Genomic DNA, 16,272 nt, shown 5'->3' on the forward strand with positions numbered 1-16,272 from the left:
GAAATGAGGTAGGGGAGTGATTGTATCAAAAGAGTATCAATCAGAGATGTGGCTGCTCAGGCAGGAGTGTCTATTTCAACAGTATCAAAAGCTTTGAATGATATTGATGTGGTCACTCCGACTACTAAACAAAGAGTGCTAGAAGCCGCAAAAAAATTGAACTATGTTCCGAATATGATGGGAAAGCAATTAAAATCAGGTCAAACAAAAATAATAGGATTTTATACAAGAAGTATTGAGGCGCCCTATTTTAGTTCGATTGCAGATGTTATTGCGCGAGAGGTGGGGAGTAAAGGCTATAGTTTGAATATTTTTATTTCAACCGACAAACCTTTAGTGATGAACAATATATTAGGTAGTATGGTGGATGGCATTATTGGTTTTGAAGAATTGTTAACCGAAGAAGATTTAAAAATTCTTCAAGATAATAATATATTTGCGGTCTTTATCGATCGCAATATAAAATCTAAGACGATGGGAAGTGTTGTATTTAATTCTTTTCAAGCAGGTTTTCAAGTTTCGGAGTATTTAATTAAGCAAGGCCATAAACGAATAGGCTTTTTGAAAAGCTTTGCTGGCGTTTATGATAGTGATGAAAGACTGCGTGGCTATAATGCGGCATTAAATAAAGCAGGTATACCCATTAATCCGCAATTTGTTCTCGACGGTAATTTCTCAGAAACAGATACTATAGCCGTTATTTCAAGTTACTTAAATAGTAAACAAGAATTACCGAGTGCCTTTGTAGCTGGGAATGATTTAAGTGCGATTGGTGCAATAAAAGCATTTAAGCGATTTGGTTACAGAGTTCCGGAAGATATTAGTGTGACTGGTTTTGATAACATTTCAGTTTTAGAATACTTCACACCTGGATTAACAACCTATGAAAGTCCAATCGAATTACAAGGTAAAACTGCAGTTGCACATTTAATTGATCTAATTGAAGGTAGAACGCAAGGTCGAGTATTTGAACTTGATGGAGAAATAGTCATCCGAAATTCTACAAGATCATTGAAATAAAAGCTTAAGGAGGTTAGAAGTTTAAATGGCAAACAATAGTGAGGCCCGTGCTGCACGGCGCCAGAAGCGTTTAACAAAATTTAAAAATCAAAGTATGTACCAATTGATGGTATGGCCAGGGATATTGTTATTAATCGTTTTTAATTTTATTCCGATGTACGGTATTATTATCGCATTTAAAGACTATTCGGTCCTAGGAACCATTGCTGAGGCAGAGTGGGTAGGTTTGGAATATTTTAGAGAATTTCTTTCTGACCGCATGTTTTGGAACGTCATGCGCAACACTTTAGGAATAAGTTTCTTTAAATTGTTATTAGGTTTTCCAGCCGCCATTTTATTAGCGGTCATGATTAATGAACTCGTCAATGAAAAATTAAAAAAATTAGTTCAAACGATTTCTTATTTACCTCACTTTCTGTCGTGGGTGATTCTAGGCGGAATGTTTATTACTTGGTTATCTGAAACAGGATTAGTTAATAATATCTTGATGGATTTAAACTTAGTTGAAAAGCCGATACGTTTCTTAACGGATCCAAACAAGTATTGGGCAATTGCTGTGATTTCAGACATTTGGAAAGAAATAGGTTGGAATACGATTCTTTATATTGCAGCTATGACCGGAATCAATCCGGCTTTATATGAGGCGGCAAAGATTGACGGCGCTTCCAAGTTGCAGCAAATATTTAAAATTACGATTCCATCCATCAGACATATTATTGCGTTAACTTTCGTGTTAAGTGTCGGAGGCTTGCTTGGCTCTAACTTAGATCAAACATTAGTTTTACAGAACTCAGTAAACTATCAAGCGAGCGAAGTAATCAATTCTTATGTTTATAAGATGGGGATTCAGTTAGGAGACTTTAGTTATGCAACTGCAGTAGGTTTATTTGTATCAGTCTTCTCGCTCATTCTCGTAGTCGTTAGTCATTGGTTCACTAAGAAACTTAGTGATGAGTCAGTATTCTAGGAGGTGGTAAGGATGAAAAGTAATTATTCAACCGATGAAAAAGTATTCAATGGTATTAATGTTATATTTATGATTTTCTTTCTGGCAATCATAGCCTTGCCACTTTGGAACATTGTCGCTTTGTCATTTAATGATGCGACGGATGCCATTAAAGGTGGGATTTACTTTTGGCCGAGACAATTTTCTTTAGAGAGTTATTATACGGTTTTTGAAGATCCAGCTATTTATAAGGCCTTTGTAATTTCGGTAATGAAAACTTTAATTGGGGTGGTGTTGCATACAATAATAAACGCTTTAGTTGCTTATGGCATGTCTCGTAAAGATTTGATTGGGCGAAAAGTCTACATGCAAATGGGTGTAATTGCAATGTTTGTAAATGGTGGGATGATTCCAACTTTCTTACTATTTAAAAGTTTAGGTTTATTAAATAATTTTTGGGTCTATATTATTCCAGTCTTATTCTCATTCTATGACATGGTGATCATGATGAACTTTTTCCGAGGAATTCCTTATTCATTGGAAGAATCAGCTATGATGGACGGAGCAAATCCATTAACGATATTCGTCAAAATAATATTACCTTTATCTCTGCCAGTATTGGCAACGATTGCTTTATTCCATGGCGTATATCAGTGGAATGATTATATGGTGGCGAATATTTATGTGGATAATCGTGATTTATATCCATTGCAAATGTTGTTGTATCGAATAGTATCGGAAAATCTGTCACCCGCTGTTGCAACAGGGACAAATGTAGTGAGAAATACAACCTCACAATCATTACAATTAGCCACAATGGTTGTAACAACAGTACCAGTTGTTATTATTTATCCATTTTTACAAAATTACTTTATCCAAGGCATGACTTTGGGTGGGGTCAAAGAATAATAAAAAAATTAAGAAAATAAAAGGAGATTTTATCACATGAAATTCATAAAAAAACTTAGCGTAGGTTTCTTATCAGCCGCTTTATTAGCAACTTCAGTAACCGGAACAATTTCCAATGTAAATGCAATGTCAGTCGATGAATTACCGGAATCACGTTTTGAAGTAGATCCAGCAACACCAAGTTGGCAAAAAGACACGGAATATCCTGCAAAATTAACTTGGTATGTAAACTTTGATTGGTATGCACAACCAGGTTGGGGAGTGGATACCGTTACAGCTAAAATTAAGGAAGATATGAATATTGAAGTAGAATTTATTTCAGGAAATGATGAAAATTTAAATACAATGTTAGCGGGTGGCGATTTACCAGATATTATCACGTTTGATAAAAACTTGTCAGTTGCTTCTGAAGCAAATAAATTTGCATTACCATTAAACATTCTAGCAGAAAAATATGATCCATATTGGTTAGAAGAAGCAGCGAAACCCGAAACATTATTATGGTATACAGAAGAAGATGGGAACATCTATGGGTACCCAAGCTTCTCAACTACAGCACAAGATTATGAAGATGGAAATATCTTTGGAGACCAAGTCTTTATAGTTCGTCAAGATATTTATGAAGCAATTGGCAGTCCAGATATGTCGACACCAGAAGGATTCTTGCAAGCATTACGTGATGCTAAAGATTATATGCCACAAACTGATGATGGGGCTGAATTAGTAGGATTTGGCTCAACAGCAGTTGATATCGCAAATGGTGGAGATGGTGCTTGGGGAGGTATTCTACAAGACTTCTTAAACATCGCACCAACTGTAGATGGACAAGTCTATGATCGTGATAGCGATGAAGAGTACATTACTTGGTTAGAAGTATTGCGACAAGCGTATAATGATGGCTTAATCACAGATGACCAGTTCTCTGATAACGATAATACAATGAAAGAAAAACTGGGACAAGGCCGCTATTTCGCTTACCTTCATACAAATACAAAAGGTTTGAATGAGTTTATGTCAGATAATAATGCGCGTAACCCTGAGCAAACTTATATTGCAGTAGATGGACCTAAAAATTCAAATGGGGACAATCCAACATTCTCTGGTGGAAATATTGGTGGTTGGACACAAACGTTCATTACAACATCAACAGAAGAACCTCAAAAAGCAATGGAATTAATTACCTATCTAACAAGTCAATATGGAACAATGGTAGCAACATTTGGTGTAGAAGGTGAAACGTATAATATTGTAGATGGGCAAGTAGAATATTCAGAAGAGACTGAAGCACTAAGAAACTCAGATATTGCGCGCTTTGACAAAGAAGTAGGTTTAGGTTCATATTGGTTTGTATTAGATGATAACTTTGCAATTGAAATGGGTCAAAAGCCAGCCACTTCAATACGTCAAATGGTAGAGTGGGCAGCAGATAAAGTAGCGCCTCGTTTTGAAACTGAAGATATGAACCCTACTACAGGATCTGAAGGACGTAACTTAACACAGTTAAATATTGCGCGTGTACAAGCTTTAGCAGCTTATATTCAAGCACCAACAGCTGAAGAAGGCCGTCAAATTTGGGAAGACTATTTAGCAAGTCGTGAAAATTACGGGTATAGTCAAATTTTAGAGTACCAAAATGCTAAGATTGCGGAGAACTTACAAAAGTTGTCAGCAGAATAATATTAATGAATATTTTTTAAGAAAATAGGAGGAAGACACATGTTTGCAATTGATGGAAAATTATATGCATTTAGTATGCGTCTCTATCGTTTACTAGTGTTAAATATATTATTTGTAGTGGGGTGTTTACCAATTGTTACAATTGGTGCATCTTTAACAGCGCTGATTTCGGTGTTGCATCAAGATAAGCGTCAAATTGTGTCTTCTTTTTTTGAAGTATATCGCCGACAATTATGGTCAACTTTACCCTATTTATTCTTTAATATAATGTCGGTAATCTTTGTATATTCTTTAAGAATAGCAAATACTGGTGACTCAAGATGGATGTATTTTGTTAAGTTGTGTTTTATCTTTTTCGTCTTAATGTATAATCTTAATCTTTATGTCACTCATGCTTATCACCCTAAGTTAGGCACGTTTAGAACCTTTCAATATAGTTTTTTCTTAACTATTTGGAGTTTTTACAAGACGGTTTGGTTACCCATAGCGATGGGCTTAATTGTATGGTTTCTTTACAAGTATATTGGATTAGTGATTATCGGATTGTTTTTTAGCCTACCATTATGGTTACATGTGCGCTTAGTGAATTATGATGTGGAACGTGTTGAACAATTTTTTGTTCGGGTAGGTATATTCTCAAAGTAATAGGAAAGTAGGAAGGCAAATGTTTGTTGGGATAGATATTGGTGGAACGAGTATCAAGTATGGTTTAGTGACGTTAGAGGGGCAAATTGTATCGAAAGGTAGCATGCCAACACGCTATGAGCCTGATGAATTATTAGCTGATTTAGAAACAGTAATCAAGGCTTATCAATCGGATTCAAAGCAAGAAATTATAGGTGTAGGCATTAGTGCACCAGGTACGATAAAACCAAACGGTTATATGGTAACAGCTGGAGCAATAAAACCAATGTATGGCGTCAATTTGAAAGAGCGACTTGAAGCACTAGTCGACTTGCCAGTAAATGTCATTAATGATGGTAACGCAGTAGCGATTGCAGAACATTGGTTGGGGAATGCAATTGGGATTGCCAATTACATATGTGTGGTTTTAGGTACTGGAATGGGTGGTGGAATTGTTATCAACCATCAACTGTACAGTGGCGCTCATGGTATGGCAGGTGAGTTTGGCTATATGGTTACTCAGGATTTACCAGGTGATCCTTTAGCAGATATTGAACCTAAATCATTGAATTTTACAGCGTCTGTTATTAACGGAATTTGCGTTGCTTATAATAATGCACTACAAGGAATGGAAGATTCATCACATGAAGCGACGATGGATGCAAGAGAGGTCATTTCAAGAGCCAAACAAGGGGACGAAATCGCACTTAGTGTGATGTCAGCGTTCTACGAAAAAATATCAGTAGGACTCCTTAATTTAGTGGGTGTCTTTGATCCGGAGATAGTCATTATAGGCGGCGGTATTAGCGCTAATGAGGATTTTATTAAGGCGCTGAGGGAAAGCTTCAAAGCTATTCAAAGAAGACATGCCAGCGTTGAGTTTTTAATGGATAAAACAATTGCGGAGATTAAACCGGCAAAACTTACGAATGATGCTGGTTTATTAGGTGCCGTATATCAAATACAAAGTGTTTTAGGATTGGTAAACTAATGAGTGTTCAATAACCCTACTTTCTTATGGTTAGCATAAGGAAGTAGGGTTATTTTGTCAGTCATCATAAAATTATCTAGCAAGCAACCTCCTATACAGATAAGGGTGCTGATTGCGACGGATCGTCATGCAAAAACTTCAAAGCTAGAGATAAACCAAGCGCAGTGTTAGCGTCCGTTAATCGACAAGCTAATAGTGCCTCTATTTTTTCCAAACGATAGAGTAAATAGGCTACACTAAGTAGACAGTAAAATTAAGGTCTATTAGGCTGTATTACCAAAGTCATAGACATATAAATTAATTTTATAACAAATTTAGTGGAAGTAGAAAAACGCCTGACCTTGATGAACAATCAAAGCCAGGCGTTTTACTAATTGTCGATTATTTATTCTACTTCTGCGTTAACAGACTTTTTACCATTGTAAACATCACGGTCTAATGCATCCACACTATTAGCGACTAACATTGACACGATTACATCATTGTTCACATTTAGGAACGTTCTAAACATTCCAGCAAACCAGTCGACCCCGATAATTAAGGCAATGGACTCAACCGGCAAACCAAGCGACGTTGCCAAGAAAGTCGCCACAACGGCTGAACCACCTGGCACTGTAATAGTTCCCAGAGTTAACATGACAGCTAAGAAAATACCAACCACTAACTTAAGCGCTGGTAGTTCAACACCAGACGCTTGTTGCATAAAGAGAATCATAATAACGTAAGACATTGCAGCACCAGCACTACCCATAGTCATCCCAACACTCATAGTAAAGTTGGCAATATCACGACGTACACCAAATTTTTCGATGGTATCTTTTAGAGCAGTAGGGAAGGTAATCGCAGAACTCGTGGTCGTTAAGGCAATCATCGACATATCGAGAAATTTCTTCGGCATTAAAGCAGGGTTCACTTTACAAATCGCTGCCGTAATCAATACCATGACAATCATCACAATGGCGACACCTACAAATAGAATGCCCAAATACTTAATCATCGGTCCAATTACAGCTAGTCCAATGGTTCCAGCCACATTAGCGAGTAAGGCAAAGATACCCAGTGGAGCAATTTTCATGATCGTTTGAATCACATTTAGCGTGATGTTGTTAAGTTGCTTTACAACATCTAAAATTAACGTATCGCCTGATTTCTTAATCCATTGGTTTAAACCTAAACCGAATAATACCGAGAAAACAATAATTGGAATCATATCAGCTGTTGCCATTGCACTAAAGATATTGGTTGAAACGAAATTGGTAATGGTTTCTTGGAAACCTAGCGTGGCCGTATCACTCGCAACATATGCTTCAGTGATTTGCATGCCGTCACCTGGACGGACGATGCTTGCTAAGACAAAACCAAGTCCAGCTGCAAGTAATGTCGCAAAGATAATCCAGAAAAAAGTATGGAGTCCAACTTTTAACCCCAGTTTATTTTCTTCATCCCCACGTGCCATTTCTCCAATTGCTGAAATCACCGATGTCATGACTAATAGAACCACCGACATTTGAATTAAGCGAATGAATATGTCCCCAATAAACTTTAGATTACCGGCCCAGTCCCCTACAACCGTTCCAAAAATAATGCCTAATACAACCGCAATCACAATTTGAGTCGTCAGTGATAACTTCAATTTGCTCATTTTTTTCATCTCCTTTGGATTGAACCTATTGAACAACAGTCGCCTCCGATTTTTATTTTTACAATTATAACTTAATTAACTGCAATTAATCGAATGAAAAGACTTTTAAGAAAGCGCTTTAATTACATAAAAGATTAAAGTAATTAAACTGAATAGTCAATGAGAATGTTGTTTAAACAAGGTAGAATAATAAAGTTTGTGAAATTGGGTTTCGCTAGGAAATATTTTGGTCATTAGTGACATTGACATGAAGAAAACGTCACTAATCAAATCTTGTCCGCGGCCACTTATATTTGATTAAGGTGTTTAACTTCTGTCCAGAATACGAAAAAAAGAACAAAAGTTTACCGACAGCTCCTCATTTTTCGAGCGAGGGGCATTGATGGGTGCTTTAGCCCGTCGCTCCAATAGTGAGGGGCCATCAGCGATTTTCTCATAAATTCAAGATGGCGAGTAGAGCACGAAATCGATTAGACCATCCTTAAAATTATCGCCTTTTCACATACAAAAAGGCGTCACAAGCTCAAAGCTCGTAACACCTTATCAAATCTATTATGGACGTTCAATCCCCACCATACCAAATGCTTCAGGTCCGCCATGGCTTGAGATAACAGTTCCCGTATCAAACCAAGCGCCAGGATTAGTTGCGCCATGTTCCGCAACCAATGAATAGGCTAAGTCTTTCAATTCGGAAGTTACTCCAGGCGACCCTCCAACTTTAATCGTTTCAGGATCAATATCGTAACGCTTAAAGAAATCATCGATGGTCTTCTTCAAGCAGCGCTCAAAGGAACCACGATATTTCTTATCTGATTTCAAGTAACCGTCTTCAACTTTTATTGTAGGGTGAAGATTCAATAAATTTGCACCATGAAAAGCCATGTTCGAAACACGTCCACCTGCATGTAAATAAACCAATGTCTTTGGCAAGAAGATAAAACGCACACGCTCACGAATATCTTCGACAAAAGTAATAATTTCAGCGGGTGTCACGGTCGGATTCGCCTCAATGTATTTAGCCGTTTCTTCCACAATCGACGCCAAACCTAAGGTCACGTTCTTGCTGTCCACTAAATGAATCTTACCCGCCTCAAACTCTTCAGAGGCAATGCGTGCTGCGTTGAAAGAAACAGTCGTCACAGCAGAATAACCAATATGAATAATCTGAGCATCAGGATAATCCGCGAAAATCTGCTGAAACACCTCAGTATTATCTTGTGGTGTCGAACCAGAAGTCTTCGGCAATTGCCCCGACTCATTATAATAATCAAAAGCCTTCGTTACAGGAAAACTCCCGTCAATATAAGTTTTGTCGCCCATCGTCACATGCATTGGCACGATGCGCACATCATAGCGGTCAATCACGTCTTGCTTCAAATCTGAACCACTTTCAGTTGTAATGATGTATTTAGTCATAAATCCTCCAAGTTAAATGAATTGGTTTTCATCATAGCATATAACCCCCCCAACATCTATTGCAAAATATGACACGAAGTGCTCCAATCAAAGAAAATAGGCGAGGAATAAAGTATTAAAGCTGTTGACACCTCAGTTAGTATAGTAAAATAGAAATAACCAAAGATTTTGGAAGGAGTTTCAAAATGATCTTCCCAGATAAATTATTAAAGCAAATCCCTGAAACAACTTACTTAACGACTGATAATACTTACCGCTATCGTGTGATTATTCGTGTTATGTTTCATCATTATGAAAGAATTCAATATTGGCTATATGCCCAAGATATTATTAAAGAAATGCAAGCCGATGACCGTTTTAAAGACTATACATTAGAAGAGTGTAAACGTGACTTACAGGCTCTTGAAGGTTGGGGCAATTTAATTGCTTTACAAGATACTTCCCAGGTTAAGACGTTAGATGAATATAAAAATCGTAACTTTCGTTATCAACTGACAGAATATACAGTTGAAATTGAACGGATGACGATACGATTAGAAAACCTTACGTTCGAAGGAGCATCGCTTGAGCCAAGTTTATTAGAAAGAATTAAAGAAAATTTCGAGCAATTGCCTATTTTGTTGAATAATCCGAACACAGATAATGAACAATTAACGTCTTGGTGGAATGCTCTGAACGATCAATTTATCCGCTTGAATCAAAATTATCAAGACTATATTCGCACGTTAAATTCTGCTTCGTCTGAAGAACTCATGAAGACGACTGAATTTTTATTGTATAAAGACGCGATTATTGGTTACTTAAGAAAATTTGTCCGAAGCCTACAAGTTAATTCGTCCATTATCGAACAGCATATGACAGGCATGACTCAAATTCAGTTAGACGAATTACTCGAAAGAGTAGTGCGTTATGAATTATCAATTCCACGTTTAGATAAGGAAGTGACCTATGATGCACTGAAGGAACGCTCAATAGGGCGTTGGAAAAGTATGTCAAATTGGTTTGTTTCACGACCTGGCCAAATGAGCGAAGCTTATCGTATATTTGATATAACGAATGAAACAGTTCGTAAGATTACGCGCTATGCTTCTCAAATTAGTGAAATTTATGGGTCCGGTTATAACCGCAAAGATAGCTATAGCAATCTCTTTCGGTTATTTGCTGAAGCAGAAACCCTAGAAGAGTGTCATAAGTTAGCGGCTTTGGCATTCGGAATCAAACAGCCGGTTCATTTGAAAAGTAACTTCGAAAGACCGACTGAAAGTGTCAGTCAAAGTGTCTATCAAGAAACGCCAATTGATTTAAGGCTTAAATCACGTGTCCGTAAAAAGGCAGCACCTAGCAAAACTCATAGCATCCGTCAATTTAAAGAAGAAAAACAGCGTGTACTGAGGGAAAGTCTCCAACAACAAGCAGAGGATCAAGCGCTAATTGATCAGTATATCCATCATCAAACCATTGATTTCGAAAACTTAGGAATCGTTGACACGAAAGTTCGTAATATTCTATTGCGATGGTTATCCAAAGGTTTAGAGAATCAAAAGAGCACAGTTCAGACTGAAGATGGACGGAAATATAGTGTGCATTTAAAAGATAAGCAGCGCAGAATTATCTTGAAAGCCGAGGACGGTTGGTTTGAAATGCCGGCGTATCAACTTATTTTTCATGATGACTTCGTAAAAAGTGAGGTGGAGAACGAGTGACTACTCTAGAAGAACTATTTAATCGTCGCTGGATTGTTAGGGACTATGATAAAGAGTTATATTATCGTGTTCGCGATCAGTTGCCGAAATATCAAAAGTTTTTACAGGAAAAATTAGATTATCCTGTTATTATCACACCACAACTGATTAAATTAGAAAAAATTCCAGGAGAGGCAGAAAGTTGGATGGGAATTCAAGATTTCTCTTCAAAATTGGAATATCAATTTTTCTGTCTGATTCTGATGTTTTTAGAAGACTTAGATGCGGGCCAGCAATTTGTGTTATCAGAGTTAACGGAGTATCTGCAAGTTCAATTCCCGAAAGGAAGTTTAAAGTGGGAAAACTATACCAACCGTCGCCTACTAATACGCACCATTAAATATTGTTTTCAAGAACAATTGATGCTTAGACATGATGGCGCTGAATCGGACTATTTAAGTGATCAAACGCAGGATGTCTTATACGAGAATACGGGTTTATCTCGCTATTTTGTCAGAAGGTTTAGTCAACCCATCACAGATATGAATTCCTTAAAAGATCGTTCGGCGATAGGGGATATTGAGCTGGATGAAGAGCGCGGTTATTTGAGAAGACAGAGAATTTATCGCAAATTAGTGATGGAGATGGCTGTTTATAAGACCGATCAAACGGATGAAGATTTTATCTACATTAAGAATTACCGTCGCATACTCGAACATGATTTTAATGAATTGTTTCAAGCGCAATTGCACATCCATAAGAACAGTGCTTATATTGTGCTCGATGAGGAAGCTTCGCTTGGCACAACGTTCCCAGACCGTAGTAATTTGAGCGAGGTGATATTACTCATTAATCGCTTCATCCGTGATAAAGTCAGAAATGGGCAATGGCAAGCGAATGATAATGATCAAATTAATGTGAGCCAATTGGAGTTTTTAAACTTAGTGACAGAGTGTAAGCAACGTTACCGAGCAAATTTCACAAAAAAATTAAGAGATTTATCGAGCCAAGATTTCTTCCAAAGTGTGACGGATTTAATGCAGCGATTTAACATGATACGCTTAGACGAAGTGAGCCGCAGTGTAACCATTTATCCAATCTGTGGGAAAATTATTGGCTTATATGAAGATGAAGATGAAGAAGGAGAACGCGATGACGACACAAATGAAGACGAATAGTTGGCGTTTAAACCGGGCCGGATTAATTAATTTTTGGTATTATGATCAGCAAGAATTTGAGTTTGCAGAAGGGCGTATGTTGTTAAGAGGGTCTAACGGTTCGGGTAAATCAGTAACCATGCAATCGTTTATACCATTGTTATTAGATGGAAATCGCAGTCCCGAGCGTTTAGATCCTTTTGGCTCTAAATCAAGAAAACTTGATAATTACATGCTGGATGATCAAGACGCGCAAGATGAACGTGTCGGTTATTTATATTTATCTTTCAAACAAACCGATGTCGACTTATATCAAACGATTGGTATGGGGATTCGTGCTCGCAAGCATATGCCTTTGGAGACGTGGTATTTCCAGCTGAACAACAATAAACGCATTAATGATAACTTCTCTCTCTATCGTAACCAAAATCAGACAAACGTCTTGACTAAAAGCGAGTTGAAACAAGCAATTGGTGAGGACGGTCAATTGTTTGACACCCAAAGAGAGTATACGGAAGCTGTCAATCAAGTTTTATTTGGTTTTGAATCAGTTGATGAGTACAAAGAGCTAATCAATCTATTGATTCAATTACGTTCTCCTAAGTTATCGAAAGATTTTAAACCAACAGTTATTAGTGAAATACTAACGCAGTCATTACAGCCTCTGACTGATGAAGATTTGAGACCATTGTCTGAATCAATTGAGAATATGGATGGTATCGAAACCAATTTAGCTTCACTAAGGATGGTTCAAACCTCTTTGAACCGATTATCGCAAGCCTTTATTCATTATAATAGTGCAGTTTTTAGAGAAGAAACCAAAAAATTGGAAGCAGAGATAGGTGATTTGAATCAGCAATTAACGCTTTTGATTCAGAGTTCTGAACGAATTACTACGGGGCAGCATGACTTACTCAATTTGCAACAAGAATTGGCTGAGTTGGAAGCAGAGCAAGAGGTCGTAGAGAAAAAAATTGAAGACTTGCAGCACCATGATGTTGTGTCATTAAAAGAACGCCAAGAACGTTTACTTCAAGAAATTGGAGCTGAAAGAAATTACCGCATACTTAAACAAGAGCAAATTGAAAAGAAAGAAGCAGATATTTTACGCCTAAATACAAGCTTGCGAGACAAGCAGCAAGAACAAGCGATGTTAAAACGACAAATCAATCAATTGCTTCTAGAAATGGATGCATTGGCTAGCGACTTTTCTTTTGACGAACATGATTTCTTTAAGACGGAATTGCTGGAACAGTTTAACAAACCTTTTAAGTTTGCGTTAACCAATGATGCATTGAAGAAATTTAAACAATTGTTGCATCAAACAAAAGACGCTTTACATGCCACTGAAATCCATCAACGTGATTATGAGCGATTACTACAAGAACAGGATCAATTAATGGCAGAACGCAATCAATTAGAACGTTCTGAAAGAGATTATTTGAATCAAGTCACTGAAATTAAAGCGGAATGGCAAAATCAGTTTATGCAGTGGATTCAACATAACCGAGTGTTTCAATTGGATGGCAATTGCCAAGAAGCAATATATCATCTGGTTCAACGTTCAAAAAATACTTACGAAGATTTACCGACAGTTCAAACGAAAATTGCTCAGGTACAAACAGATATTACTCAAACGCTCTCAGCCAAACTGATCAAAAGTGAACATGAACAATCTCAACTTATTGAACAGATAAACGAGAAACAAATGCTTTATAGTGAATGGTTTAATCGACAAGATCCAGAACCTGTTCGCTCAATCGCGTCCCAAAAAGCACGTCAGTATTTAAAGTCACAGAAAATTCCTTTCGCTCCGTTTTATCAAACCTTAGATTTTCAGGAAGGCTTGTCAGAAGAATTAATTAATCGTTTAGAGGAACTGTTACTTGAAACTAAATTACTGGATGCGCTCGTTATACCCAAGTCTTATAAAGAAGAAGTGTTGACTTTTCAACTAGGACAACAAGAGACTTATTTATTTGTGGATTATCCGGGGCAATTAAAAACTTTAAACCTATATCTCGTAGATGCAATTAGTGAAGACCACTTATCTGGCTGGGATAAAGGAAAGCTTAAAGGGCAGTTAGAGGCTATGTTCCACGGTGAGACCAACAATTCGCAGGCTATTGCAATCGAACCAGTTAAAGGTCAATTTAAATTAGGACCTTTATATGGAACCATTAGTGGAGAGTATGAAGCAAAATTTATTGGTGTTTCAAGACGAGCACGCTACCGTGAGAACATGTTGAGTCAAATACAACAAGAAATTGATGGTTTGGAAGCGAAAGAATTGGCCGTTCAACATCAAATTTCTCACTTAAAAAATGATTTGCAACAGCTAATAAACGAAGCGAATCGCTTTCCAGATTTTGAAGATTTGCGTCTAGCCTTTAGAGAGCATGATAGCCTAGTATTAAAGCTGGAACAAAACCAAGGAAAACTTACACAATTGGAAGCCTCTTTAGCAACAGCTAAGCAAATCTTCGAGAAATTTAGAAGCGAATCGCAACAGTTATGCCGACGCTTAAACATTTCTGAATCGATTGAAGCAGCACACGAATTAATCAGTCTGAGTGAAGAGTATACAGAACAATTTTCTAGTTTAAAACAAGACCACCAACGCTATGTGGCGATTATTGAACAAACTCAAACCTTAGAGGAGAATATTGATCACTCAGATCTAGAGTTATCTGATTTTATCGGTGAACTGACACGCTTTGAGCATAAAATAAATGTCTTAGAACAAGACTTGGAGTCGGTTATTGAACAATTAAAAACGTCAGACTATGATGAAATTCGTCAACTATTAGACGAAGCGTTAAGCAAACGTAAAAGTTTACCTCATGAAATTAACACTATCAGGGAGCAATCTGTGCGTTTAGATCAACAATTAATCACCTATCAAGAAGCAATAAATGTCTTACATCAACACGTACAATCTTCAAGACAAACTATTAAAGATACTTATCATGGCTATATCGATGAAGTGAAATTAGCGTATGTTTACGATGAGGATAATTTGCGTTTTCAAATGGAACTCGATGATTTATGGCAACGCTACTTAGGGACAGATTATGCTGAAGCAACAGAACAAGTTTGTGAGGCTTTGAAGCAACTGATTAAACGCTTAGAGAGTGAATTGACTACCGTGAAACGTAATCGCCGATATAAGATGCATGAGGTAGCAGCGAAAGATAGTCTACACAGTTTGCAGCAGGAATTCATTTTACAGCAGAACCAATTAAGCCATTATGCCCCCCAAATGAAAGCCTTTTATGGTAAATTGGCTCCAGATTACTCACGAATGGACATTCAAGCGAAATTGCAAGGAAGAAACGTTTCGCTATTCGAACTGAATGATTCGATTGAAAGTCAAGTAGAAGTTAATCAACATCTCTTACAAAAAGAGGACCGTGAGTTGTTTGAAGAAATCATTACGAACACAATTGGGCGTAAAATCAGAGCGAGAATTTACTTGAGTGAAAATTGGGTAAAAGAGATGAACGCTTTGATGTCCCAAGCTGAACAAAAGACATCCAATGGCTTTATGCTATCTTTAAAATGGAAATATAAAGAATCGCAACAAGAAGGTGAATTAAGCTCACGTGAATTGATCAATTTATTGAAGAAAGATTCGGCCCTGATGACGGATTTTGACCGCGATAAATTAACCCTACATTTTAGAAATAAAATTAAGCAAGCACGCGAATTGTTGAGTGAGTCTAATCACACGTATACTTTCCATACAATGTTGCGAGAAGTATTGGATTATCGTCAATGGTTCGAGTTCCAATTATTGTTTAAAAAAGCTGGCGAAAAAATGGTTGAATTAACCAACAATAAATTTTTCGCCTTAAGTGGTGGCGAGAAAGCCATGGCAATGTATGTGCCACTGTTCTCTGCTGTAGTAGCGAAATATCGAGGAGCTAGACCAGATGCGCCGCGTATTATTTCTTTAGATGAGGCTTTCGCTGGAATCGATGAATTGAATATTCGTGAAATGTTCCGCTATATGATCCAATTTAATTTTAACTTCATTATTAACTCACAAATCCTTTGGGGAGACTATGACACCGTCCCGAGAATGAGGATTTATCAATTGTTGAGACCGCAGAATGCGAAGTTTGTAACGGTCATCCCTTACATATGGGACGGTAGTAAAAGAATCACCGAAGTTAATCCTTTGGACTTAATAGAGGAGCCTTAAC

12 protein-coding genes are annotated in these 16,272 nt (G+C 37.3%); 9 read left to right on the forward strand and 3 right to left on the reverse strand.

Annotated elements, in window-relative coordinates:
• Window positions 1-48 precede the first annotated feature (48 nt).
• Genes GF867_RS01600 through GF867_RS01625 form a run of 6 tightly spaced genes read left to right on the forward strand, consistent with a single transcriptional unit; the run spans window position 49 to window position 6,167 of the window.
• Window positions 49-1,020 carry a LacI family DNA-binding transcriptional regulator gene (locus GF867_RS01600; RefSeq protein WP_366927716.1) on the forward strand — a complete coding sequence of 324 codons (972 nt, stop codon included), beginning with the start codon at window positions 49-51 and terminating at the stop codon, window positions 1,018-1,020.
• Window positions 1,021-1,045: 25 nt separating this feature from the next.
• A complete protein-coding gene (locus GF867_RS01605; RefSeq protein ID WP_153831367.1) occupies window positions 1,046-1,987 on the forward strand; it encodes an ABC transporter permease in 942 nt (313 codons plus the stop codon).
• A 12-nt stretch (window positions 1,988-1,999) separates the two neighbouring features.
• Entirely contained in the window at window positions 2,000-2,875 is an 876-nt protein-coding gene (locus tag GF867_RS01610; protein WP_153831368.1) for a carbohydrate ABC transporter permease, read from the forward strand.
• Window positions 2,876-2,911: 36 nt separating this feature from the next.
• Window positions 2,912-4,552, forward strand: a complete 1,641-nt coding sequence (locus tag GF867_RS01615; RefSeq protein WP_253940688.1) for a type 2 periplasmic-binding domain-containing protein — start codon at window positions 2,912-2,914, stop codon at window positions 4,550-4,552.
• 39 nt (window positions 4,553-4,591) lie between these two features.
• On the forward strand, window positions 4,592-5,197 hold the full coding sequence (locus GF867_RS01620) for a DUF624 domain-containing protein (RefSeq protein WP_153831369.1): 606 nt from the start codon (window positions 4,592-4,594) through the stop codon (window positions 5,195-5,197).
• A gap of 19 nt (window positions 5,198-5,216) precedes the next feature.
• The gene (locus GF867_RS01625; RefSeq protein WP_153831370.1) at window positions 5,217-6,167 is read left to right on the forward strand and encodes an ROK family protein; all 951 of its coding nucleotides are present in this window, start codon (window positions 5,217-5,219) and stop codon (window positions 6,165-6,167) included.
• 91 nt (window positions 6,168-6,258) lie between these two features.
• On the opposite strand, the gene GF867_RS14290 is transcribed toward GF867_RS01625, so the two are convergent.
• The 3 genes from GF867_RS14290 to GF867_RS01635 form a co-directional block, all read right to left on the reverse strand.
• The gene (locus GF867_RS14290) at window positions 6,259-6,381 is read right to left on the reverse strand and encodes a hypothetical protein (RefSeq protein ID WP_366927717.1); all 123 of its coding nucleotides are present in this window, start codon (window positions 6,379-6,381) and stop codon (window positions 6,259-6,261) included.
• 171 nt (window positions 6,382-6,552) lie between these two features.
• Window positions 6,553-7,809 (reverse strand): dicarboxylate/amino acid:cation symporter, encoded by a 1,257-nt coding sequence (locus GF867_RS01630; RefSeq protein WP_253940689.1) that lies wholly within the window; start codon window positions 7,807-7,809, stop codon window positions 6,553-6,555.
• 552 nt (window positions 7,810-8,361) lie between these two features.
• Entirely contained in the window at window positions 8,362-9,225 is an 864-nt protein-coding gene (locus GF867_RS01635; protein ID WP_153831371.1) for a DegV family protein, read from the reverse strand.
• Between the two features lie 185 nt (window positions 9,226-9,410).
• Between GF867_RS01635 and GF867_RS01640 the strand changes: the two genes are divergently transcribed.
• The 3 genes from GF867_RS01640 to GF867_RS01650 are packed head-to-tail and all read left to right on the forward strand — an operon-like array spanning window position 9,411 to window position 16,271.
• Complete coding sequence (locus GF867_RS01640) at window positions 9,411-10,928, forward strand: TIGR02677 family protein (RefSeq protein WP_153831372.1); 1,518 nt, start codon at window positions 9,411-9,413, stop codon at window positions 10,926-10,928.
• Window positions 10,925-12,085, forward strand: a complete 1,161-nt coding sequence (locus tag GF867_RS01645) for a TIGR02678 family protein (RefSeq protein ID WP_153831373.1) — start codon at window positions 10,925-10,927, stop codon at window positions 12,083-12,085. Before GF867_RS01640 ends, GF867_RS01645 begins: the two co-directional genes overlap by 4 nt.
• Window positions 12,060-16,271, forward strand: a complete 4,212-nt coding sequence (locus GF867_RS01650) for a TIGR02680 family protein (RefSeq protein ID WP_172973924.1) — start codon at window positions 12,060-12,062, stop codon at window positions 16,269-16,271. Before GF867_RS01645 ends, GF867_RS01650 begins: the two co-directional genes overlap by 26 nt.
• Window position 16,272: the final 1 nt, after the last annotated feature.

The organism is Fundicoccus ignavus (assembly GCF_009659375.1).
In the GTDB taxonomy this organism is placed as follows: Bacteria; Bacillota; Bacilli; order Lactobacillales; family Aerococcaceae; genus Fundicoccus; species Fundicoccus ignavus.

Coding starts and splice junctions, on each gene's coding strand:
- GF867_RS01605 (WP_153831367.1), top strand. CDS start 1,046: ATGGCAAACAATAGTGAGGCCCGTGCTGCACGGCGCCAGAAGCGTTTA.
- GF867_RS01610 (WP_153831368.1), top strand. CDS start 2,000: ATGAAAAGTAATTATTCAACCGATGAAAAAGTATTCAATGGTATTAAT.
- GF867_RS01615 (WP_253940688.1), top strand. CDS start 2,912: ATGAAATTCATAAAAAAACTTAGCGTAGGTTTCTTATCAGCCGCTTTA.
- GF867_RS01620 (WP_153831369.1), top strand. CDS start 4,592: ATGTTTGCAATTGATGGAAAATTATATGCATTTAGTATGCGTCTCTAT.
- GF867_RS01625 (WP_153831370.1), top strand. CDS start 5,217: ATGTTTGTTGGGATAGATATTGGTGGAACGAGTATCAAGTATGGTTTA.
- GF867_RS01630 (WP_253940689.1), bottom strand. CDS start 7,809: ATGAGCAAATTGAAGTTATCACTGACGACTCAAATTGTGATTGCGGTT.
- GF867_RS01635 (WP_153831371.1), bottom strand. CDS start 9,225: ATGACTAAATACATCATTACAACTGAAAGTGGTTCAGATTTGAAGCAA.
- GF867_RS01640 (WP_153831372.1), top strand. CDS start 9,411: ATGATCTTCCCAGATAAATTATTAAAGCAAATCCCTGAAACAACTTAC.
- GF867_RS01650 (WP_172973924.1), top strand. CDS start 12,060: ATGACGACACAAATGAAGACGAATAGTTGGCGTTTAAACCGGGCCGGA.